At 58.3% G+C, this 21,086-nt stretch carries 13 protein-coding genes and 3 pseudogenes; 9 read left to right on the forward strand and 7 right to left on the reverse strand.

Going from position 1 to position 21,086, the window contains the following annotated elements:
• Nucleotides 1–68 precede the first annotated feature (68 nt).
• Nucleotides 69–341: a hypothetical protein gene (locus ACP7AL_RS16840; protein WP_006019378.1), complete on the reverse strand. Its 273-nt coding sequence runs from the start codon at nt 339–341 to the stop codon at nt 69–71.
• Between the two features lie 423 nt (nt 342–764).
• Between ACP7AL_RS16840 and ACP7AL_RS16845 the strand changes: the two genes are divergently transcribed.
• The 3 genes from ACP7AL_RS16845 to ACP7AL_RS16855 are packed head-to-tail and all read left to right on the forward strand — an operon-like array spanning nt 765 to nt 5,751.
• Entirely contained in the window at nt 765–2,252 is a 1,488-nt protein-coding gene (locus tag ACP7AL_RS16845) for a cytochrome P450 (RefSeq protein WP_425993110.1), read from the forward strand.
• The gene (locus tag ACP7AL_RS16850) at nt 2,249–4,279 is read left to right on the forward strand and encodes a hypothetical protein (RefSeq protein ID WP_425993112.1); all 2,031 of its coding nucleotides are present in this window, start codon (nt 2,249–2,251) and stop codon (nt 4,277–4,279) included. Before ACP7AL_RS16845 ends, ACP7AL_RS16850 begins: the two co-directional genes overlap by 4 nt.
• Before the next feature lie 14 nt (nt 4,280–4,293).
• Nucleotides 4,294–5,751 (forward strand): Dyp-type peroxidase, encoded by a 1,458-nt coding sequence (locus ACP7AL_RS16855; RefSeq protein WP_425993114.1) that lies wholly within the window; start codon nt 4,294–4,296, stop codon nt 5,749–5,751.
• A 36-nt stretch (nt 5,752–5,787) separates the two neighbouring features.
• Here the strand turns inward: ACP7AL_RS16855 and ACP7AL_RS16860 are convergent, their stop codons facing one another.
• Nucleotides 5,788–8,943, reverse strand: a complete 3,156-nt coding sequence (locus ACP7AL_RS16860; protein WP_425993116.1) for an ATP-binding protein — start codon at nt 8,941–8,943, stop codon at nt 5,788–5,790.
• Nucleotides 8,944–9,270: 327 nt separating this feature from the next.
• Between ACP7AL_RS16860 and ACP7AL_RS16865 the strand changes: the two genes are divergently transcribed.
• Complete coding sequence (locus tag ACP7AL_RS16865) at nt 9,271–9,990, forward strand: Crp/Fnr family transcriptional regulator (protein ID WP_425993118.1); 720 nt, start codon at nt 9,271–9,273, stop codon at nt 9,988–9,990.
• A 410-nt stretch (nt 9,991–10,400) separates the two neighbouring features.
• On the opposite strand, the gene ACP7AL_RS16870 is transcribed toward ACP7AL_RS16865, so the two are convergent.
• The 3 genes from ACP7AL_RS16870 to ACP7AL_RS16880 form a co-directional block, all read right to left on the reverse strand.
• Nucleotides 10,401–11,621 carry an ABC transporter substrate-binding protein gene (locus ACP7AL_RS16870; RefSeq protein ID WP_425993120.1) on the reverse strand — a complete coding sequence of 407 codons (1,221 nt, stop codon included), beginning with the start codon at nt 11,619–11,621 and terminating at the stop codon, nt 10,401–10,403.
• Between the two features lie 15 nt (nt 11,622–11,636).
• Nucleotides 11,637–11,849, reverse strand: a complete 213-nt coding sequence (locus ACP7AL_RS16875; RefSeq protein WP_425993122.1) for a hypothetical protein — start codon at nt 11,847–11,849, stop codon at nt 11,637–11,639.
• A 151-nt stretch (nt 11,850–12,000) separates the two neighbouring features.
• A complete protein-coding gene (locus ACP7AL_RS16880) occupies nt 12,001–13,050 on the reverse strand; it encodes an AraC family transcriptional regulator (RefSeq protein WP_425993124.1) in 1,050 nt (349 codons plus the stop codon).
• Between the two features lie 206 nt (nt 13,051–13,256).
• Between ACP7AL_RS16880 and ACP7AL_RS16885 the strand changes: the two genes are divergently transcribed.
• Complete coding sequence (locus ACP7AL_RS16885) at nt 13,257–14,024, forward strand: enoyl-CoA hydratase/isomerase family protein (protein ID WP_425993126.1); 768 nt, start codon at nt 13,257–13,259, stop codon at nt 14,022–14,024.
• Nucleotides 14,025–14,026: 2 nt separating this feature from the next.
• The gene (locus ACP7AL_RS16890) at nt 14,027–15,259 is read left to right on the forward strand and encodes a CaiB/BaiF CoA transferase family protein (RefSeq protein WP_425993128.1); all 1,233 of its coding nucleotides are present in this window, start codon (nt 14,027–14,029) and stop codon (nt 15,257–15,259) included.
• Between the two features lie 181 nt (nt 15,260–15,440).
• Here ACP7AL_RS16890 and ACP7AL_RS16895 read toward each other — a convergent pair.
• Nucleotides 15,441–16,385: pseudogene (locus ACP7AL_RS16895) on the reverse strand (LysR substrate-binding domain-containing protein).
• Between the two features lie 344 nt (nt 16,386–16,729).
• On the opposite strand from ACP7AL_RS16895, the gene ACP7AL_RS16900 reads away from it, so the two are divergent.
• From ACP7AL_RS16900 to ACP7AL_RS16910, 3 genes and pseudogenes are all read left to right on the forward strand, one after another.
• Nucleotides 16,730–17,551 (forward strand): class II aldolase/adducin family protein, encoded by an 822-nt coding sequence (locus ACP7AL_RS16900; RefSeq protein WP_425993130.1) that lies wholly within the window; start codon nt 16,730–16,732, stop codon nt 17,549–17,551.
• A 64-nt stretch (nt 17,552–17,615) separates the two neighbouring features.
• Nucleotides 17,616–18,398 (forward strand): class II aldolase/adducin family protein, encoded by a 783-nt coding sequence (locus ACP7AL_RS16905; RefSeq protein WP_425993132.1) that lies wholly within the window; start codon nt 17,616–17,618, stop codon nt 18,396–18,398.
• Nucleotides 18,399–18,482: 84 nt separating this feature from the next.
• Nucleotides 18,483–18,633: pseudogene (locus tag ACP7AL_RS16910) on the forward strand (MFS transporter); the annotation flags it as partial.
• Nucleotides 18,634–18,701: 68 nt separating this feature from the next.
• Here the strand turns inward: ACP7AL_RS16910 and ACP7AL_RS16915 are convergent.
• Nucleotides 18,702–21,027 (reverse strand): annotated as a pseudogene (locus tag ACP7AL_RS16915) (xanthine dehydrogenase family protein molybdopterin-binding subunit).
• Nucleotides 21,028–21,086 lie beyond the last annotated feature (59 nt).

Raw genomic sequence — 21,086 nt, forward strand, 5'->3', positions numbered from 1 at the left:
GGTGTCCGGTCCCCTGCCGAACGCCGGACACCCCCATTCGCGACACGACGGATCGTGGCGCGATAGCGTCAGTTCGAATCGAAGATTTCAACTGGAAGGCTCTTTGCCTTGCTGTGAAGTTCCTGAATTGGGAAAGCAGACTTTACGGTCGAGGCGCTCTTCTCTCCCGGCACAACGTTCGACGTCGGGAAATCCATCGTCGCGGTATCGAAGGTTGCTTCTCCCTTCGCGTGCGGGTTGCCTGCATTCAGAATGATCAGACTGCCCACCAACAGTATGTAGGCGCAAAATGCGCCAATGACGAAAGTGAACCGGCGGTTGCTGAAGCTGAGCTTTGTCATGGGAGCCTCCTGTCTGGCTGCCATGAACCTTTCAGCAAAGAGAGAAATATGTCTGTGATCTCGCCCACAGACTGAGAGAATATGTCGTCTCGCTGCGGTTGATACTTTCGCGCAGAGTGTGAGCAGGCTCACATTCGACAGCCGCCTTGAGCGCTTATTCTTTAAGGGCGAGCGGCAATCCGACGGTCCAGAACATCACCGCTCTCAAAACCTCGCAAGCCATTGCGGTTACTGACGTTTCTGATCATTCGTTGACATCCTTGCTCTCCGAAAAACCCTTCCGCCTGCTTCGCACGCATCGACCTCTTAGTATTGGCTGTCCGTTGGTGGAGATGATACCTTGCGATCTGAATCGCATATCAATCAATTGCCGATCCAGATTTTTAACGCGTGCGTTGCCTGCGATAATTGCGGGATGTCGTCATGAGCACGAACGTTCCTGATTCAACGCTCGAAGGTCCGAATCGCGGCCCTTCCGCGGCCGCCGCATCCTCACGCCGCCAGTGGCGGGCGGCTGACGGCGGCGCGCTGACCCGGCTTTTGCAAAGGATATCGCTCGCCAGGAAGATGGCAAGCTACCGGTTCAGCTCCTACATATTTTGCCATCTCTGGCTTCTCAAGCTTGTTTTCACGGTGCTGCGCCGTGTCCGTCCCGTTTCGATCTTCGGCAAGCTCGTTGTCCTCACCAAGATGAGCGATGTCCGCGAGGTTCTCGGACGTTTCGATGATTTCACGCTGGGCGAAGTTATCGAGCCGGGAATGCCGTGGGGGGCATTCCTGATGACGGTCGACTGGAGAGAGCAGCACGCACGCGAGCGAGCGCTTCTCCAGAGTATGGTCAAGCCGAAGGCCGATCCGGAGACGATCAGGAAGTCTGTCGCCGATGAATGCCGCGAACAGATAGCCGCTGCCACCAACGGCCGCATCGACATGGTTGCCGAATTCGCAGAGCCTGCCGTCATTCGTATCGCCACTGACTACTTCGGCGTTGCTCCGCTGAAGAACGACAGGCACCGCATGGCGCGCGCCACCCGGCACCTGGCCGGCATTATCATGGTGAACCCTCCGGTCGGCTCACAGCCCTGGATCGACTCGCGTGACGATATGGTCGTCCTGACGCAGCAGCTGCTGGAGCAGATTGAAGCCGTCAAGTCGGTAATCGGCGCGTCGCGCCAAAGCGAGCTTCCCGACAATTTGCTGACGCGGCTGACTTTGCTGCTGCATGCGGGAGGCACACCAAAGTGGTTCGACGAGGATTGGATACGGCGATACCTGACAGGCCTGGTTGCGACCGGCCTGGCGACGGTCGTCCGAGGAACGTCGCAGACGGTCGACCAGCTCGTGGCACGGCCGGATTCCTTGCGGGAAGCCCAGCGGCTGACCGCAGCGCTCGATGACGCCGAAGCTCATGAACGACGTCTCACCAGCCGCGCCTCGGAAGTCGAACGGCGCTCTGTCGCCGAGCGTGTGGCAAGATCGCGCACTGCATTGACGCGCTACATTTATGAAGCCCTTCGGTTTCGCCCGATGCTCCCCTTGCTGGTTCGCGACTGTCCGCGCGAAACAATCATCGCCAACGGAACGGGGCGCGTGCGTATCGTGCCGGCGGGTGCCCGCATTCTGGCTGCGCCATTGGCCGCCATGTTTGATCCGGATGCGTTTCCAAAACCATTGCGCTTCGATCCAAATCGGCCGCTTGAGAATTACATTCATTTTGGCCACGGGGAGCGTCATTGTTTCGGGCGGTACGTTGCCGAGGTCGCTCTCATGGAAATGGTGCGCGCATTGCTGCGTCTTCCCGGTCTTGCGCGAGCAGCCGGAGCCGATGGCCAGATCCACTATGAGGGACCGGCGCCATGTTCATTTGTACTCACATTCAATAGGCAAACCATCGGGGCTCAGGAACGGTGAACCCGAACTACACGACCATCATCACACCGCTCGATCCCGGCCGTGTGGACGCGTGCCGGAAGTATCTGCGCGACAACGCTGAGCCTCGTCTCGCCGGCGATCTCATCGAATGCCAGCCTCTGTTCCGGTTCGACAAGATCGCAGGCCTTCATTTTTGCAGCTTTGTCATTCTTGATGAAGAAGGTGAATTTGCTCCAAGCCTCGTATTCGAGGCGACTTTTGACGGATCTAGAGAAGATTTTCTGGATGAGTTGCTGGAAATTGCACCAGAGGGCATGCATGAGGTTTATCGGCATTGCACGGACTATCCGTTTTCCGGGCCCGCCGCGCCTCAACTGATCGAAGAGTACCTCGCAAATCATGATGTCGGCGCGAACACTTTTTTCAGCGGAAATCCGGGGCGGACCGTTGGGCAAATCCTGGGTGAAAACCTTCTGCGCCGCGACATTCTCACGTTCCTGTCAAAGCGATGCCAGCCGGGCAACGCTATTCCCGCGCGACCGGCCGGATTTCTCGACGAGGTGCGACGTCATGTGATCCGCGGCCGGGACGATAATCGCTGGGCCGAGCAAGCCGCGCCGGTGCCCTGGGAAATACGGCAGCGTTCGGGGATTGTGGCCGCTGCTATCATCGCGGCGTTCGTTGCGGTCTGCGCCACCGGCATAGCCGTAGGCGCGCTATTTGGGTGGGGGCCGTTTGTGCTGTACGGACATATCGTCCGGGCCTTCGAGCAAGTGAGCCACATCGGCGCCAGCATCAGCAACTTTATGGTTTCCCGGTTTCCCTGGATTGCCAGTCACATCACGATCGAGCCTGCGATCCTCCACATCCTGATTGCGTTGACCGGCGTATGGCTGATCGTGCGTGTCTTTGAACTCTTTCTCACCAGTTGGACGAAGAACCCTCACGATCAGCTTTTCATCAATCGTTTCCCGCTCCAGATCGCGGTTATCGTCAGATACGCATTGATCGTGTTTCTTGTCGGCTCGGTCGTGCTGGCCATCATTTCAGGAATGACCGCGGCCCGGTCGGCGGGTAACGCGGTTCAGTACGGCTTCTGGTCAATTGTCTGGCGTCTGATCGTTGTCGGCTTGATCCTGGCTGTCCTGAACTACTCGGCAACCTCCCTGAAGCTTGCTGTGCAAATTCGGCCCTATAGCGCTGTTCGTGAAAACGTTCGCCGGCTGCTGCTCGATCTTCTCACATTCGCGATGGTCGTCGTAACGGCCATAGGTGTTTTGCTCGTCGCGCGCCACATCCCGTTCGCCGTTAGCGAGCAGATCGCGACAATCGCGCGGTCAATCGTCTTTGCCATCCTCGTCACTGTGGCTTACGGACTCATCGGCATTTTGGCTTTTTATGCCATTGGGCTTCTCATATTCGGGCTCATACGAGCACTTGAAGTCAGCGACAAACGTAATTTTTCCGAACCCGCCGAACTCATCGCGCGAGCCCGGGAGAACGCTAGGAAGTATGCTCGCGAGGAAGGCGGCATCAACAGGTATCAGAATCATCTGGCCAGCATCACGACCGTGAAGCCGGGCTTCATTCGATGCTGGCTGCTGCGCCTTGCTCTGTTTGTCATTAACCTGCTGTCCCGCTTCTGGTTTAACCGCGGGGAGCTTGGCGGCATACCGACGATTCTGTCGGCCCGGTGGGTGATGATCGACGGCGGGAAGCGGCTCTTGTTTCTCGATAATTATGGCGGCGCCTGGGAAAGCTATCTGAACGAGTTCATCGATCTGGCAGCGGTGAAGGGCCTGAATGCCATCTGGTCGAACACGTTCGTCTCGGCGGATGGAAAATCCTACGGGTTTCCTGCATCGAAATTTCTTTTCTGGAAGGGCGCGCAAGCCGAGCAGCCTTTCAAGGCCTATGTCCGGCAAAGCCAGGTCGAAACGATCGCTTGGTACAGCGCATATCCCACGCTCAGTGTCATTAATATCAACGCCAGCACCGAGCTGAGACAGTCGCTATTCGAGCCGCTGAGCGACGGCGACATCGACGCGATATTTCGAAGCCTCTGATGTGGAAGAGTGCCATGGAAAAGGTTGAATGGGATGACGTTCAGAGGCTCGTGCTGAGCGGGTATCCGAAATTGCCATTTTCCGCTTACGTCTTCTGGCACTTCGTGCCCGGCGAGGTCGAGGCGGCAAGAAAGTGGTTAAGGCTGTTGTCAGGCCGGCTGACGCGCGCGACGGGCCGCGGCGATCAGCAAGCGATCAACCTTGCGCTTACGGCGCATGGGCTGGAGCATCTCCGCGTCAGTGGTGGAGTGCTGAGCAGTTTCTCACTCGAGTTCCTCGAAGGGATGGCTCCGAAGCCGACGCCGGAAGCGCACTTTCCGCGCCGGTCGAACATTCTCGGGGATGTCGGTGATAGTTCACCCGAGTTCTGGGAGTGGGGTGGCTGGAAAGAGAGCCGCGATATCGATGGGGTGCTGTTGCTCTACGCTGCCGACCAAACGAAGCTGCTCTCGCTTATCGATGCCGAGATCAGCGCAATGGCGGGAGCTGCTGTACCAGCGTTGCGTCAGAATGGCGAGCCGCTCATCATCGAGGGCCGGGTCTATGACGATCGCAAAGAGCACTTTGGATTTACAGACGGTATTTCCCAGCCTTTGATTGAAGGATCGCCCAAGGCAAATGGGAAGCGCACCAGTGACGTCGACAACAACAAGGAGCTGACATCAGACGAAAAGCGGATTCTTCTCGTCAAGCCCGGTGAGTTCGTGCTTGGTTACAGGAACGAGCGGCGTACCAGTATCTCGGACGTCTATCCCGAGAGGGCTGACGCGAACACGGGACCGCAAGATATCCGGCGCAACGGCACTTATCTCGTGTTCCGGCAACTTGAGCAGGATGTACCCGCCTTCAATGAATTTGTCGCGAAGACGGCTGAGCGTATTTATGGGCGAGCCGATGAGCCCGCGCAAGAGAAGATTGCGTCAAAGCTTGTCGGGCGGACGCGCCAAGGCCATCCTCTGGTTCCGATAGACCGTCCGCCTGATGCGGCTCCGCGCAACGATTTTCTCTATTACTTCGAGGATCGATTTGGCATGGCTTGCCCGATCGGCGCTCACATTCGCCGCGCGAATCCGCGTGACAACGTCGGGCCAGATGCCGATACGGCGCTGCGTCTTTCAAAAATGCATCGCATTATCAGGCGCGGCAGGCCGTATGGAGAAAGAGTCGGCGTTGAGAAGGAAAGCGCGACCGGCAAACAAGCGGCGCGCGGAATGGCATTCATTGCCCTTAATGCGGATATCGCCGGGCAATTCGAAATGATCCAGCATTCATGGCTGAACAACACTCACTTCGGCGGTCTTTATGCCGGGACAGATCCGCTTGGACATTTCAGTTGCGCCGGAGATGTGGTCGCCATTCAGAACCGGCCAACGAACCACCACGTAGATCGTCCGCGCCCGTTTGTCCGGGTTCGGGGTGGTGCTTACTTCTTTCTGCCCGGGATTGAAGCGGTTCGCGCGCTGGCAAGGTAGATCCAACCAGTCCCGACCGGTCAAGACTAAGAGAAATTACCGGTTCGCGATGCTCGGTTCCTTGTTTCGATTTTCGGAGCTTTCCATCGCGTGACGACAAGCAGCTGCTAAGGCGCGCATGCCGCATTTCTCTGCAAATCCCAACGCGAGGCTGAAATAGACTTCGGCGGCGACTGGATCATCCGGATTGCTGGCACGTGCGATTTCACCGAGCAAATGCGTCGCATAGGCCTGCTGCGGCGGCTCGCCGCGCTGTTCGGCGAGCGACAGAGCGCGCTCGCCGGCTGCATGCGCTTCGGCGAGACGGCCGGCCGCGAGCAGGGCCCGGCCTTGCGCAATGAAAAGATATCGCCAACCGAACGAATGCTCCGCCAAGGGTACGTCGAGCCGCTCGGGCACCGATAGGATATTGAGGGCTGTCTCGACGTCGCCCGTCGCGAGATGGGCTTCACCCATGCGGGCTGCGAAGACGGGATACATCTGGACCATTTCGAGATCCAGGCAGGTCTGCCAGCTTTCGCGCAAAAGCGGGAGTGCTTCTGCATGCCGCCCCTGGGTTGTCCGCAGGCGACCGAGCACATGATTGATATTTGCGCGCGAGTAAGCGTGATCCAGGATTTCAGCGCGCCTGCTGGCGTCTTCCGCTACAGTTTCCGCGCGGTCGAGATCGCCGAGTTCAATCAGGGAGTCCGCCATGAAGGTGCGCAAAAGAACGCTGGGATAGGCGGCCCAACCGGCCCGTTTCTGGTCAAGCTCCGGCGTTTCGATCTCTATGCACTTTTCGTGCATCTCGATCGATGTCGCGAAATTGCCGAGCTCATGATGGACAATACCCACGATGAGGAGTGCTGCGAACTGGAGAGATGGATCGCCGATCTTGTCAGCGATGCGGCTTGCGGTTTCGGCCGCTGCCATCGCGGGGGCATGCTCACCAAGCCTCCATAGTGCCACAGCGAGCTGACAATTGACCGCGGCGGTGCGCACGGGATCTCCCGAGGCGTCGGCCAGACGGCTCGCTTCGCGCAATACCTCTGCAATCCGGCGATGCTTGCCGAGCGGTTCGAGTGCAATCACCAGCGTCAGGCGGAAATCGATCTCGGTTTTGATCTTGGCGGGGGAGGCCGGCAGATGCGACAGGGTTTCCAGGCCGCGCTCGAAGATGTTGATCGCGTCCTGATTGGCGCCGCGCTTTACAGCGCGGCGGCAACTGCGCAATTGATAGGGGACGGCCTTTTCCCATAGCTCGGCCTTGAATGCGTGGTCGGCGAGCCGATCAATATACTCGTCAAGACGATCGGGAAAGCGCGACTCGATGATGTCGACGGCTTTGGCATGAAGGGAGCGTCGAAGGCCCAGCAGCATCGTGCCGTAGACAACTTCACGCGTAAGCTCATGCTTGAAGGAATAGTCGGCGGATGTGGTGCTTCTGATTTTCCGGAGAAAATCGGCAGCTTCCAGCGTTCGCAGTTCGCCGGAAATCTCCGCGGGAGTCACGTCCAGCATTTCCGAGAGCAGGGCCACGGAAATCTCGGTGCCGATCACGGCTGACGTCTGCAACAGGGACTTTGGAAACCCGTCCAGCAGATCGATGCGCGCCGCGAGCACTGAATGAATGGTTTGTGGAATTTCAACTCGGCCGGTTCGTTTCGCGGCCAGATAGTTCCCCGGCTGTCCCTCAAGATACCCCGTTTCCTTGAGCGTCTGGACCAGTTCTTCCATGAACAGGGGATTGCCTTGGGACTGCGCCAGTATTTTCCGCTTTAACGGAATGAGGCTGCTGTCGTCGCCCATGAGCCAGTCCATCAACTGGTGCGACGTCACATCGTCAAGCGGCGACAAATCGATGCCGATTGTGCCGCTATCTACCGGGCCGCCCTCGGGGCGTTGCGTTCGGATGAGAACCGTCCGCGTCCCTTCCAGCGCGCTAGCCAGATTTTGCAGAATGAGCTTGGTCTCTGCGTCGGCCCAGTGAACGTCCTCGACCAGGATCACCGAGGGATTCGATTGTGCGCGATGAAAAACCAGCGATCTGACGGCTTCCATGGTTTTGAGCCGCCGCTCGGATGGTTCCAGTTTTTTCCACTCCTGGTCGTCGGTGTTGAGATCCAGCAGCGAGAGAATCGGCGGCAAGAAGACCGACAAGTTGCTCCCCAGCCGGTCGATCCCCTCCTTGACGCGCGTAATGACAGTCTCGGGAGTGTCATCGATGCCAATCCCGAACATGGCTCTGATGAGTATGCCAATGGGATAGTAGCTCGAACTTGTTCGCTGCGAGGGACAGGCGGTCTCAAGCACGGTCCATTCGTCCGAAAGATTCCGGATGAAATCGTGTATCAGCCGGGATTTCCCCAACCCGGCGGCGCCGACGATGCTCAGCGATTGTCCATTTCCCGCTGCAGCACTCTCGATCGCACTTCTCAGGATGCGCATTTCATTCTGACGGTCAACGAGAACGCTGAGGCCTCGCGCGGAGCGAACCTGCCATCGCGTTCTTATCCGTATTGCGGTCAGCTCGAAAACTTCAACTGCTTCCGAGACGCCTTTCACCTCCGCAAATCCTCGCGGCTCGACCGTCACAAACCCTTTCGCGAGATCGTGCGTTGCCGCTGTCAGCAGGATCTTGCCCGGTGCGGCGAGTTCCTCCATGCGCGCGGCCAAGTGAACGCTCTTGCCGACGGCATCGTAGTTCATCGCCAGATTGTTGCCGATCGAATGAATGACGACCTCTCCGGAATTGATGCCAATGCGAATGGCGATGTCCCGTCCGGTCCGCTGGTTGAGTTCACCAACGGCGGTCCGCATGGCCAGTGCCGCGCTGCACGCCTGGACCGCATGATCCTCCCGCGCGATAGGAGCTCCGAACAGCGCCATAATCCCGTCGCCCAGGGTCTGGTTCACGAAACCGTCGTGATGATGGACTGCATCCATCAGACTTTTCAGGACAGGGCCGAGAACTTGGAGCGCTTCTTCCGGATCGAGCTGATCAATGAGCGCGGTCGAATCGCGGACATCCGCAAAAACGACTGTGACGTGCTTTCGCTCGCCCAGCATCGCACCGCCGGAACGCAGGATGCGGTCGGCAAGGTCGGGGGGGATGTTCGACTGCAGAAAGGAGAGCGCGTTCGACGCCGTCTCGCTGGAGCGGGCCTTCGGGCGACCGCAGCCACCGCAAAATCTCGCTGTCGGTTCCATAACGAAACCGCAGTAGCTACAGCGATAATCTATGCCGCCGACCAAGCTACGCTACCCTATGGTTATGGCAGCCCCGCAATTCCTTAGCCCCAAATAGGTTTAAGGGTTCCTTGGGCAATAGCAAGATGAACGAGCCCATGCCGTCGGGATACACGCCGAAAAAATAGCCGCGAGCCAAGGGGATGTGGCGATATACCAACGGCTGCGCCCCTCCCAGGCTGCATTTCATTGAAACTTCAAGGAGTTTGTATTGTTTTGTTCCCGGCGTATCCTGATCATCGCCGAACAAGAGCAAGTTTAGCTATTTCGCGATTGGGCCGTACAGCGATGCTTCAGGACGACAAGCCGACCATAGCCCGATCTGCCGGGGACAAGACGAATGTCTTGCGTAACCACCCACTGTTTCGCGACCTCGGGACTGAGGCGCTGGATCAGTTGTGCCACTACGCCAAAAAGAGAACCTTCAAACGAGGTGTAACGATTTTCGCCAAAGGTGATCCGGGCCAAAGCCTGTTCTTTATTATCAGCGGCACGGTGAAGATCGGTGTCTCGTCCGCCGATGGCCGGGGCGCTATCTTCAATATGGTCGATGCGGGAGAGATGTTCGGCGAGATTGCGGTTCTCGATGGTCTTGCCAGAACTGCCGATGCCATTGCGAATTCGGACTGCGAGTTGTTTGTCATTGATAGAAGGGATTTCTTCTCTCTATTGGCCAGTCAACCGGTGCTGGCAACAAAACTGATAGAACTGCTGTGTGTTCGATTGCGCTGGATCAGCGATCACGTGGAGCAGGTCATATTCCCTGATCTGTCAGGCAAGCTGGCCAAGGCCCTTATTCGTCTGATCGATCGGCCGGGCGCTGCTGTGGATAAAAAGATCACCATCACACAGCAGGAAATTGGCGAGATGCTTGGCCTGTCGCGGGAGAGCGTCAACAAGCAACTGCATGAGTGGGCTGATCGGAAACTGGTCCGTCTTCAACGCGGATCGATCACCGTTATCGATGTAGACTCGTTGAGGAGTATGGCGGAGCGATCGCAAGACTGATCACGCTGGGGATATGCCGATCAGGGATAAGTCTCGGCCGGACGGTGCCGAATCGATCAGCCTGCCGGCCGTCAGAGACTTTGCGTTTTCTGAAGGTTGCGCAGCGGACACGCCTTGCGGCTGTGCGCAGGGTTTTGCTGTACCTGTTCAACCTGAAAAGATGATTTCACAGGCGAGACTGACCGAGAGCTTACGGCGAATCCGATCAGGGCCATGACAAGAGCGAATTCCACGGCCAGGATCGAAACAGACAATCTCCAACACACAATCCAGTTTCGCCGACTGCTCAACCCGGAATGGGTAAATTCTCCTATCGGGGTTTGCATGAATGCCTCCTTTGAAGGAGGCATTCATTAGGCCCATTCGCGGGTGCGGTATGTGAAGCACCTCACAGAGCAAGGGACCTGCGGCTAGCCGTCGCTGCGGCCCTTGATGACGACACCGAAAGGCTCCCAACGGCTCCCTTTGAACCGCATCATCTGCATGTCTTCGAGGGGGGAAAAGTCCTTCTCGCCGGTGTTTGCCAGAATGCCGGGAATCAGGACATCGGACTCGAAGTTCTTGATGCTTGCAGCCTGTTTCATGATGTTTTCGCGGGTCAGGTTATCGCCGCTCTGCTTGAGCACCTGAACCATCAACTGGGCGCCCATATAACCGTGGATCATGAGGCTGTCGGCCTTGTTGGCGTCGGGCATATATTTCGCGAGGAACGAGGTGTAGGCCTTCATACCCTTATCGTTGTCCCACTGCGGATCCGACGCATCCTTGATGAAGGTTCCTGACAGCACGCCTTGCGCATTCTCAACGCCCGCGGGCACGATGACCGTTCCAACGGATGAGGCGACGTTGGGGACAAAGTGCATGGGCTTCCAGCCCAATTCGGCGATCTTCTTGATGCTCTGCGCGACAAATTTCGGCGTGCCGAAGGTAAACATCACGTCGGCGCCGGAATGTCTCAGCTTGACGATTTGCGAGTCGATGGTCGGGTCGGCTACTTCATAGGGAGCTTCCTCGACGATCATCGATGCCTTCGCGCCGAGGCCGGCTTTCAGTCCGTTCAACAACTCTTTTCCGAAATCGTCATTTTGATAAAGAATGGCAATCTTCGCGTCCGGCTTTTCGCGAAGGAGGTAGGCGGCATAGATGCTTCCTTCAGTCTGATAGCTGGTGCCGAGCAGCATCGTCCATGGGTAGGTCTTTGGGTCGCTCCATTTGGACGAATAAGACGCCGGGAAAAGTTGTGGCACCTTCTTTGCGTTCATGTACTTCTGAATCGCTGAGTTCGACGGCGTCCCCATCGGGCTGAAAATCAGCAGCACTTCGTCGCTCTCGATTAGTTTGCGCGCCTGTTCGACGGCCTTCGGTGGGCTGTAGCCATCGTCGTAGCTGATGAATTCGATCTTCCGGCCGTTGATGCCGCCGTCGTCGTTGATCTTCTTGAAGTAAGCGGCTTGCGTCTTTCCGATGACGCTATAGGCGGAAGCCGGTCCGCTGTAGGGCATGATGTTTCCGAGTTTGATGGTCGTGTCCGACGCGCCGGGATCATATTTTTTCTGGGCGTGCGCCGGTGTGATAACGCTCATGCTCAAGCCGACGACGCCAGCAATAATCGATGATCGAATGTGCCTCATATTCCCTCCGTGTGATCATGTTTGGGTTGCCAGATCTTGGGTCTGGTCACAAAGCGCCTTGAAGAGCCCGATTTGGGAGAGCGCCCTGATACACGCCGTCATTGAATTCGCGGCCAGGCCCTCTGGAATGTCGCTTCGAGAACCGTTCTGCATGAGTCGCAGGGGTTGCCGTTCGAGAGCAGCGCTTTCCAAAACGATCAGGGCATAAATGCTATCGAGGTTGCACATGGAGTCTCCCAGGCGGCCGCGCCAATCTTGTGCGCTCTACCTGGTATGACAACGTCGAACCGTGCCAAATGCCGCGTCCTAAAATGCCAAGGCGGGACGGCTGCATCGCGATTAAACGCGATGTTTTGCAGCGTATGTCAGGCTGGGACTGCTAGCCGGGGTGACGCGGACGATAGTGTGTCGGCGAATGACCGGTCCACTTACGGAAAGCCTTGCGGAAGCTCGTGGCGTCCGAAAACCCGACCCGCTCGGCAACCTCGTCGATCATGAGATGGGTATTTTCCAGAAATTCGGTCGCCACCGAGCGGCGCATATTGTCCAGAACGGATTGATACGACAGTCCTTCCTGCGCCAATCGCCGATGCAGCGTACGCAGCGAAAGACCGAGCTGGTCCGCAATCTCTTCAGCGGTCGGGAAGCGCCGCGGGCTGTTGAAGCATGCGGTTCTTATCCGGCGCACCAGCTCTGTTTCTCCGGGAGTCGGGGCCATCACTGCGTTGCAGAACTGCTGACAGACCTGTGCGGTGATCGGGTTGGCGTTAGGACAGCACCGATCCATCACCTCGACCGGGAAATGCCATTCCATCGAGCCGGCGTCGAACTCAATCGGACAATTGAACATCCGCTCGTAGTTTCGCCAATGAACGGGTGCGGGATAGGGAAACAGCATGCGTGTTGTCGGGAACGGCGCCTCCAGAACCCTGCTGAAAAGCGCTGTCATCGAACTCCGCCAGAATTCCGCGACGAACGGAAGCAGGTGACCCAGTGACTGGGTGCCATGGCTGCGGAGGATAGCTGTGCCATTCTCCACGCGGTAACTGATTTGCAGCACGGTGGATCCGGCTTGCGTGATGTGCTCGATAGAAAATTTCAATGCTTCCCCGAATGTCGGGCTGCTCACCATCGCATAGCCATAGATTCCGTAATCGCTGATGCGCTGCCGCGCGCCTGCGAGCAATCCGATATCCGTTCGTTTGGCGAGCGCGACGGCATTTCGATAGATTGCCAGACGCTGCCGCCGCGAGATGCGCGCATGCGGGTCTTCGAGCTGAGACGGAAGGGCGCCGGTGCGGGCGAACAGGTCCTTCACGGAAACGCCTTCGGCGGCGAGTTCGGCCGCAAGAGCGGCAAGCCCAAGCATGCTTTGAGTCGGCGCATCGATATCGTCCGACAGCGGACTGATGATCTTGGATATCACCATCGGTTCCTCCGGGCGCATCGTGTTCTTTTTCTGTCAGATTGGCACGTTTGGACCCCGTCTGTCACTGCATTGTGCACCGCAGTTGGCATTTTCGGACCTGAATATTGGCACTTCTTGACGTTGCTGGCGGCGTGAGCGGCGGACAAGTTGCCGCAACGAGGAAGCGGGCTGCAGAACCCGCAGCGCCGGTCAAATGGGAGAGAAAATTGACGACAGTCACGCACGAGATGGACGGCGCAGTAGGCGTCGTGACGCTCGCCAAGCCGCCGCACAATTTGATCGACGACCAGATGATCGCGGATCTGATCGCAGCTTACCGGGCGGTGCTCGCAGGGGGCTGCCGCGCAATTTTGCTGCGCAGCTCGATGCGCCACTTCTGCGCTGGGGCAGAGCTTAAATCGTTCGGCACGACCACAATGATCCAGAGCGATCAAAAACGCTTCACCGAGTTTCTCGATGCGATTGAAGATGTCCCGGTCCCGACTGTTGCTGCGGTACACGGAGGCGTTCTCGGCGGTGGTCTTGAACTGGCGCTGACCTGCGACATGATCATCGCCGCGGACACCGCGTTTCTGGGGCAGGTTGAAGTTACCGTCGGACTGCTCCCGCTGCTTGGCGGGACACAGCGTTTGGCGCAGCGTGCTGGCGCGGCGCGGGCAAAGGAAATTGCCATGCTCGGGCGGCGGCATACGCCGGAAGCCTTCGAGCGCTGGGGCATCATCAATCTCGTGGTGCCCGAGGCGGATCTGCCCGCCGCGTCGCTGACGTGGGCACGTCAACTGGCGGCGGGTCCGACGGCGGTGATCAAAGGCATCAAAATGCTGGCGAACCTCGCATCGCGGGGCGGCGTTGCGTCTGCCGACCAGCGGCAGATCGAGATCAATGACATGATCTGGAAGGCTGCTGATCGGCAGCGGGGCTTCGACGCGTTCTTTGCAACCGGCCCGGCCTCTGCAGCGTTCAAGGGAGACTGACCGTGTCTTCAGCTCCTCTGGAAGGATTGCGCGTTATCGATTTCACCCGTGTGCTCGCAGGACCGCATTGCACGAAAGCGCTTCGCGATCTCGGTGCGCAGGTCACGAAGATCGAGCCGCCGTCGGGCGATCTCGGCCGCGTGAGTCTGCCGCATATCGGCGATATGGGCCTCTACTATGTCCAGCAGAACGCGGGAAAGCGGAATCTGAGCATCGATCTGAACTGGGCGGAGGCGCGCGAGATCGTGATTGATCTGTGCCGCAACGCCGACGTCATCGTTGAGAATTTCCGGCCCGGCACGCTGAAGCGCTTCGGTCTGGCATACGAAGACGTCCGCGCCTTCAATCCGAAGGTTGTTTACGCCTCACTCAGCGGATACGGCCAGACCACGTCGTGGCGCAATCGGCCCGCTTTTGCTCCCACGGTGCAGGCCGAAACCGGACTGACTGCGATTGTCGAGGAGCATTTCGGCAATGCGCTGTCCGAGCCGCGAGGAGACGCCTGCAGCCACGCGGACGTCTATACCGGTCTCCAGGGTGTCATTGCGATTCTCGCCGCACTGAATCATCGCAGTCGAACCGGTGAGGGCCAGCACGTGGACGTGTCGATGGCAGCCACGATGCTCTCCGTCAACGAGCGCGCGGGCGCGCAGCTCTCCGGAATCGACACAGACGGCGAGCCGATCGCGCTGTCGGCCAATGAATCTCATATCTTCGAATTGTCCGACGGGCGCAGGCTCACCATCGCGGGAAGTCCGATCTACTCTCCGATGTTCAGCCGATATTGCGCCATGATGCGGCGAAACGACCTGCTGGCCGATCCGCGTTACGCCACGGCGAAACTGCGGCGTCAGAATTTGCCATCGCTTCTGGCGGAAATCCGGTCATGGCTGACCACATTCTCCGATCTTGAACTGCTTCAGGCGCAGGTCAGCGAGGCCGGCCTTGCGGTCGGGAGAGTTCGGACTGTCCGCGAGTTTGCGGAGTCGGAATGGGTGAAGGAATGGGGCGCGGTTGTCGAGGTTGAGGACCGCGCCGGAAATACCACCCGCATGCCGGGCAATCCATGGCACTTCAGCGAATCCGAACTGCCTCTTCCCGGTGTCCCGGCGTTTCAGGGCGAGCACAACGAGGAGATTCTTCGGGAGAACAATGTTCCGGATTCTCGCATTACGGATCTGCAACAGCGCAAGGTACTCCTCAGCAGGCGAAGTCCGGTCGGGGCGTATGACTGAGCAGTGCACGCCGTCTTGCATGACCGGAGTTTGTAATGAAGCCAATGATCGATGAAAAAACTGCGGCGTACAATGTCATGCGTTTTTGGCTCGTGCACGGGTGTGATTACCGAAGCGCTGCCACTTTGAATCACAGGCGCGGCTCACTTAATCCATACACGGTGAGCCAAGTAAAAAGGGATCACAGATCGTTCGTATTGGTCCGCTGTTCCAATTCAGCAATCACGTCTTTCAACCACTTGCGAATTGCCTTGATCTTCGCGCTCGTGGCGTCCTCCTTCCGATAGACGAGATGAAAATCGCGTTTGTCCATCAGGAGTGACGGACGAAAGAGGGCCTTGAGGCGGCCAGCCGCCACAACCGATGCCGTCAAGGGGAACGGCGCGAGGACAACACCGACACCTGACTCGGCCATCTGGATTGCCGCCAGCAGGCTGTCGCTCGACAGGCTGAGTTCATTCAATTTGATTCTGCGGTCTGCCTTGGCGAACCATTGCTCCTACATTCCAGGAATATTATTGAGCTCGATAAGGGGCATTCGCGCGAGATCCTTGGCGCTCTTCAATGGCGCGAATTTCTCGCAGAGATCGGGATGGGCCAAAGGCGCAAGTTTTGACCGAAACAGCCTGTGGGCATGCAAGCCGCGAAACGGCGGTCCACCTACCTGAATGGCGGCATCGATGCTTTCAGTGTTGAAATCCACATCGGTGTTTCGCGCTTCAAGTCGGAGATCGAGAGATTTGTTTGCGGATTTGAATTTCTGAAGATGGGGCAGCGCGGCGAATGTCGCGAAGCTGGGCGAGGCGCTAACCCTCACTATTTCCCTGCGTTCCTTGCTTAGCAGCGCTTCGCCGGCGCGTGATAATTCCGCGAAATCTTTCAGGATTGACGTCCCATACATCGCGCCATCTTTCGTAAGCACGACCTTGTTTCCGTCGCGCACGAAAAGTTTGACGCAAAAATGCGTTTCCAGCGAACTGATCTGATGGCTGATCGCCGACTGAGTCAGGCTCAAGTCTTCCGCAGCAGCCTTGAAGCTGCCCAATCTCACTGCGGCTTCGAATGACCGTAGCGTGGATAACGGTGGAAGCGATGATCGCGATCGTTGCATGTGAATTTCATTCATATGGCCGCAAGGGAATTCATTTGCGCCCCGGAAGACTCCTGATCATGCTCGCACCAAATGTCAGGACGGGCAACGCGGCTGCCGCAGCATGTCAGCCATGCTCGCTAACCGGCAACAAGCTCACAAAGGGCATGACGGAGGACGATGATTGGCCAAAGCATTCGAGCGCCAGGGCGATGCAGCATGTCGCTGCAATTGCCCGGCCGATTCAACCGCCTCCATTTCGGTTGCCGATGACCGCGGTTATCTCCGCCGACATTAATTCCGGCCGCGCGGGCGGGGCATGCGAGTGCCTGCTGGCCGGCGACCGTTCCAGTTGCGCATATACAGTGAAGGAGAACCAGATGAACGCCCCGCAGAAATTCCATGATTCAACACCGGCTGCCGAGAAGATGTACACGGATCTGCCGCGCCCGCCGGTATTTGCAACAGTTGGCGAGGAGCGGTTGCATCGCAAGCAGCGCCTGGCCGCCAGCTTCCGGTTGTTCTCGAAATTCGGCTTCGACGAGGGTGTCGTTGGCCACATCACGGCGCGCGATCCCGAATTCACTGACACGTTCTGGGTCAATCCGTTCGGAATGCACTTCAGCCTGATCAAGGCATCTGATCTGATCCGTGTCGGGCACGACGGAAAGGTAGTCGAAGGCAATCGGCCGGTGAATGCTGCCGCGTTTGCTATTCACTCGCGTGTCCATGCAGCTCGTCCGGACTCAGTCGGCGCGGCGCATTCACACTCGACTTATGGCCGCGCCTTTGCCGCGCTCGGCCGCAAGCTGGATCCAATCTCGCAGGACGTTTGCGCCTTCTACAACGATCACGCGCTTTACGACGATTACGGCGGGGTCGCGGTCGATCTCGACGAGGGACAACAGATCGCGAAGGCGCTCGGCCCGCACAAGGCAGCCATCCTGCAAAATCACGGCCTTCTCACAGTGGGCCAGACCGTCGACGAGGCGGCATGGTGGTTCATTACCATGGACCGGTCGTGCCAGGTGCAACTGATGGCAGAAGCCGCGGCTGCTTACTCCGGGCAGAAGCTCAAGATGATTTCGGAAAAGTCCGCACAGCAGGCTTATCAGATCGTCGGCTCGTCGTTCAGCGGATGGTTTCAGTTCCAGTCGCTCTATGCGCGCATTCTGAAAGAGCAGCCGGACTTTCTCGACTAGGAGCATCGCGGCCGCTCCCACGAGGGCGGTCGCGGATCAAATTCTTAAATGCCAGGAGGAATTCATGAACCGGCACGTCAAACCAAAGCTGTCGCAGATATCGTCCGAAGAGCGCCACGCACGTGAGCAACTGGCGGCGTTTTACCGAATCTGCGACCGGTTCGGCTGGACCGAGCTTATTTACAATCATATTACCGCGCGCGTTCCGGGACCGGAGCGTCACTTTCTCATCAACCAGTTCGGGTTGATGTACAATGAAATCACCGCGTCGAATCTGGTGAAGATCGATGTTGATGGCAACGTCGTTGACGGCAGCGATGCCAAGGTCAATGCGCCGGGGTTTACCATCCACTCCGCGATCCACATGGCACGCGAGGATGCTCATTACATCGTGCATACCCATACGACCGAGGGCGTGACGGTTGCATGCGCGGACGGCGGTCTATCGCCGCATAGTTTTTATGGCGCGCAGCTTTACGGCGAAGTGGCCTATCACGACTTCGAAGGAATTTCGGTCGATCTCAGCGAACGTGAACGGCTGGTGAAGTCGTTAGGCAGCAAGAACATCATGATCCTGCGCCATCACGGTTTGCTGACCTGCGGAGAGACCGCCGCGGCTGCATTCTTCCGGATGTATATGTTGCAGCGCGCCTGCGAGGTGCAGGTGCACACCTTCCAGATGGGCAAGGAGCTGAGGCATCTGCCGGAAGCAGTGCTGAAGCGTACCATGCAGCAGTCGCAAACGGCCGTCGCCAAGGGCTTCGATGAGAAGCATGCGTTTGGTCAGGACACCTACGACGCATTGATCCGGCAGCTCGACGCCGAAGGATCGACGTTCCGCCAATAGGCGGACGAACGGACAAAACAAACAGTTTCAAAGCAGCAAACAGCCGGCGGGCCCCAAGAGCCGCGCCAGCTGCAATAAGACGCGGAAAAATCCGCCGCCCGCCGATGGATTGCGCGCATCATGGTGACATGGGGACTGATTTCCGCTTCGATGGCATTCGTCAGCGGGCCGAACAGTTTATACGCCCTTCGCTTTATGCGGTGTTGCTGAGGCCGGATTCTTCCCAGGGATCGTCTGACGCCTCCAGCTTCCGGCCTGCGGTGTTGTGACGACACCGCAGGTTTTCGCTACGTGCAGCATATGCTACGCGTTACCTTTCGCGCGGTGGATTGCCTCCAGCACCCGCCGCGGTGTCATCGGACAGCACAGTAATTCCACCCCCAGTGATTTGAGTGCGTCGTTGACAGCGTTGCCGATGGCGGCGGGAGGAGCAATCGCACCGCCTTCACCAAGACCTTTGACACCGAACTCCGTGTAAGGTGACAGCGTTTCCATGTGCTCGACCTGCGGAGCGGGAACCTCGGTTGGCCCAGGCAGCAGATAATCCGCGAAGGTCGATGCCAGCGGTTGTGCTGATGGATCGAACGGCATCTCTTCATAGAGAGCCGTGCCGATACCTTGTGCGAGGCCGCCGTAGATCTGGCCGTCGACGACCATCGGATTGATCAGCTTGCCGCCGTCCTCGACGATCACGTAGTCGAGAATTTCGATGTCGCCCATTTCCGGGTCCACTGCAACGACGGCGATATGTGCGGCGTAGCTAAAGGTGCCCGGAGTCGCGCACCGGCTTGTAGCCAATCGTGGTTTCAAGGCCGCGCGGATCGACCGAGGCAGGCAGATCCTGAGGGCGCCGATACCAGGTGTGAGCGACTTCCTTCACAGTCACGCTTCCCGATGGCCCGATCACACAGCCGTCCTCAAGGCGTACATTCGCAATATCGGTTTGCAGCAGATGCGCCCCGATGCCTTTGATGAGGCCGGCGATTTCCTGCGAGGCGCGTGACACGGCACCGCCTGCCATTACCGCTGATCGCGACCCCCACGTCCCGGTCGAGTATGGCGTGTATTCGGTGTCGCCGTGGACAAGCTTGATCTTTGCGGTCTCGATGCCCAGAATCTCGTGGGCGATCTGCGGCAATGTTGTTTCCATGCTCTGCCCGTGCGAATGGACACCGATACGAAGCTCGAGACCTCCATCCGGCGTGACGCGCGCAGTCGCCTGTTCGTGTCCCGGGATCATCGGGATTCCCCAGCCGGAATAGACCGATGTGCCGTGCGCGCCCTGCTCGCAATAGATCGAAAGACCGATGCCGATCAGTCTGTGGGTGTTTTCCTGCTGTTTGCGGATGGCGTCGAGATTGATCCTTGCCATGGCGCGTTTCAAAGCTTCAGGATAATCGCCGCTGTCAAAATGCTTTTTGGTGATGTTGTCGAACGGCATCTGCTCAGGCTTCACCAGATTTTTCAGCCGCACCTCCAGAGGATCGAGTTCTGCCTCGCGCGCGACGGCATCCACCATCAGTTCCATGGCATAGCAGACGCCCGTACGGGCGACGCCGCGATAAGGAAGAATTGGACACTTGTTGGTTGCGACCGACCAAGTCTGGCAGCGATATGACGGAAAGTCGTAAGGCCCCGGCAGGATGCTCGCAATCTGTGCGGCCTCAAGACAGGCCGAGAACGGGTAAGATGAGTAAGCGCCGGAATCGACGGTGGCCTCGCATTCGATGCCGCGCAGCGTGCCGTCGCGATCCGCGTATGCGGTGATGACATAATGATGCTCGCGGCAGTTTGCGCTCGCAGTCAGATGCTCGCGGCGATCTTCGATCCAGCGGACTGGATGACCGGAGTGCATCGCAAGCCAGGCGAGGCAAACATCTTCCGGCGGCATGAGAGCCTTGTAACCGAAGCCGCCTCCAACGTCGGGCGAGATGACCCGTACCTTGCTCTGGTCGAGCCCGAGACATTCGGAGATGCCGGTTCGGATAATGTGCGGCTGCTGCGTCCCGGTATAGAGAACAAGCTGATCTAGGCGCTTGTCCCAATAAGCAACAGTGGCGCGCCCTTCCAGCGGCGCCATGCATTGCCGCGCCGTCCTGATTTCACGGGTCACTTTGATCGGGGCGTCGTAGGCCGCTTCCATATTCACGTCGATGTACGTTTCCAGGAAAACGTTATCGCCCCAATGGTCGTGAACCAGCGGTGCACCGGGCCGTCTCGCGGCCAGCATCTCGCTTACCACCGGCAGTTCGTCGAGGTCGAGTTCAACTGCGGCGGCAATGTCTTCAGCTTCGGCGCGCGTACTGCCTATGCACATGGCGACAAGCTCGCCGACCTGCCGGACCTTTTCGTGCGCCAAAAGAGGCTGCTCCGAATGCTTGAAACCGGGCAGGCCGGATGCGGCGACGATCGGTTTGACGTCTGTAAGATCCCTGGCGGTGAAAACGCGATCCTGAAATTCCGGCGGGATTCGCACACCACGTATCTTCGCGTGAGCGAGCGGGGAGCGGACGAAAGCAACGTCCTTGAGTCCGGGTAGCTTGAGGTCGCCCACATACTGGCCGCGGCCGCGCAAGAAGCGGTCGTCTTCCTTTCGCAGCAACGACGCGCCGACGCTCTGAAAATCCATCATCCCTCCGATCAGATCACCGCTTGCCACAGGTCGAATTGCTTTATATCATTCTATCT

Origin of the sequence: Afipia sp. DC4300-2b1 (assembly GCF_049895725.1) — a bacterium.
Classification (GTDB): Bacteria; Pseudomonadota; Alphaproteobacteria; order Rhizobiales; family Xanthobacteraceae; genus Afipia; species Afipia broomeae.

Coding starts and splice junctions, on each gene's coding strand:
- ACP7AL_RS16905 (WP_425993132.1), top strand. CDS start 17,616: ATGAACCGGCACGTCAAACCAAAGCTGTCGCAGATATCGTCCGAAGAG.
- ACP7AL_RS16870 (WP_425993120.1), bottom strand. CDS start 11,621: ATGAGGCACATTCGATCATCGATTATTGCTGGCGTCGTCGGCTTGAGC.
- ACP7AL_RS16855 (WP_425993114.1), top strand. CDS start 4,294: ATGGAAAAGGTTGAATGGGATGACGTTCAGAGGCTCGTGCTGAGCGGG.
- ACP7AL_RS16880 (WP_425993124.1), bottom strand. CDS start 13,050: ATGGTGATATCCAAGATCATCAGTCCGCTGTCGGACGATATCGATGCG.
- ACP7AL_RS16845 (WP_425993110.1), top strand. CDS start 765: ATGAGCACGAACGTTCCTGATTCAACGCTCGAAGGTCCGAATCGCGGC.
- ACP7AL_RS16875 (WP_425993122.1), bottom strand. CDS start 11,849: ATGTGCAACCTCGATAGCATTTATGCCCTGATCGTTTTGGAAAGCGCT.
- ACP7AL_RS16865 (WP_425993118.1), top strand. CDS start 9,271: ATGCTTCAGGACGACAAGCCGACCATAGCCCGATCTGCCGGGGACAAG.
- ACP7AL_RS16840 (WP_006019378.1), bottom strand. CDS start 341: ATGACAAAGCTCAGCTTCAGCAACCGCCGGTTCACTTTCGTCATTGGC.
- ACP7AL_RS16860 (WP_425993116.1), bottom strand. CDS start 8,943: ATGGAACCGACAGCGAGATTTTGCGGTGGCTGCGGTCGCCCGAAGGCC.
- ACP7AL_RS16900 (WP_425993130.1), top strand. CDS start 16,730: ATGAACGCCCCGCAGAAATTCCATGATTCAACACCGGCTGCCGAGAAG.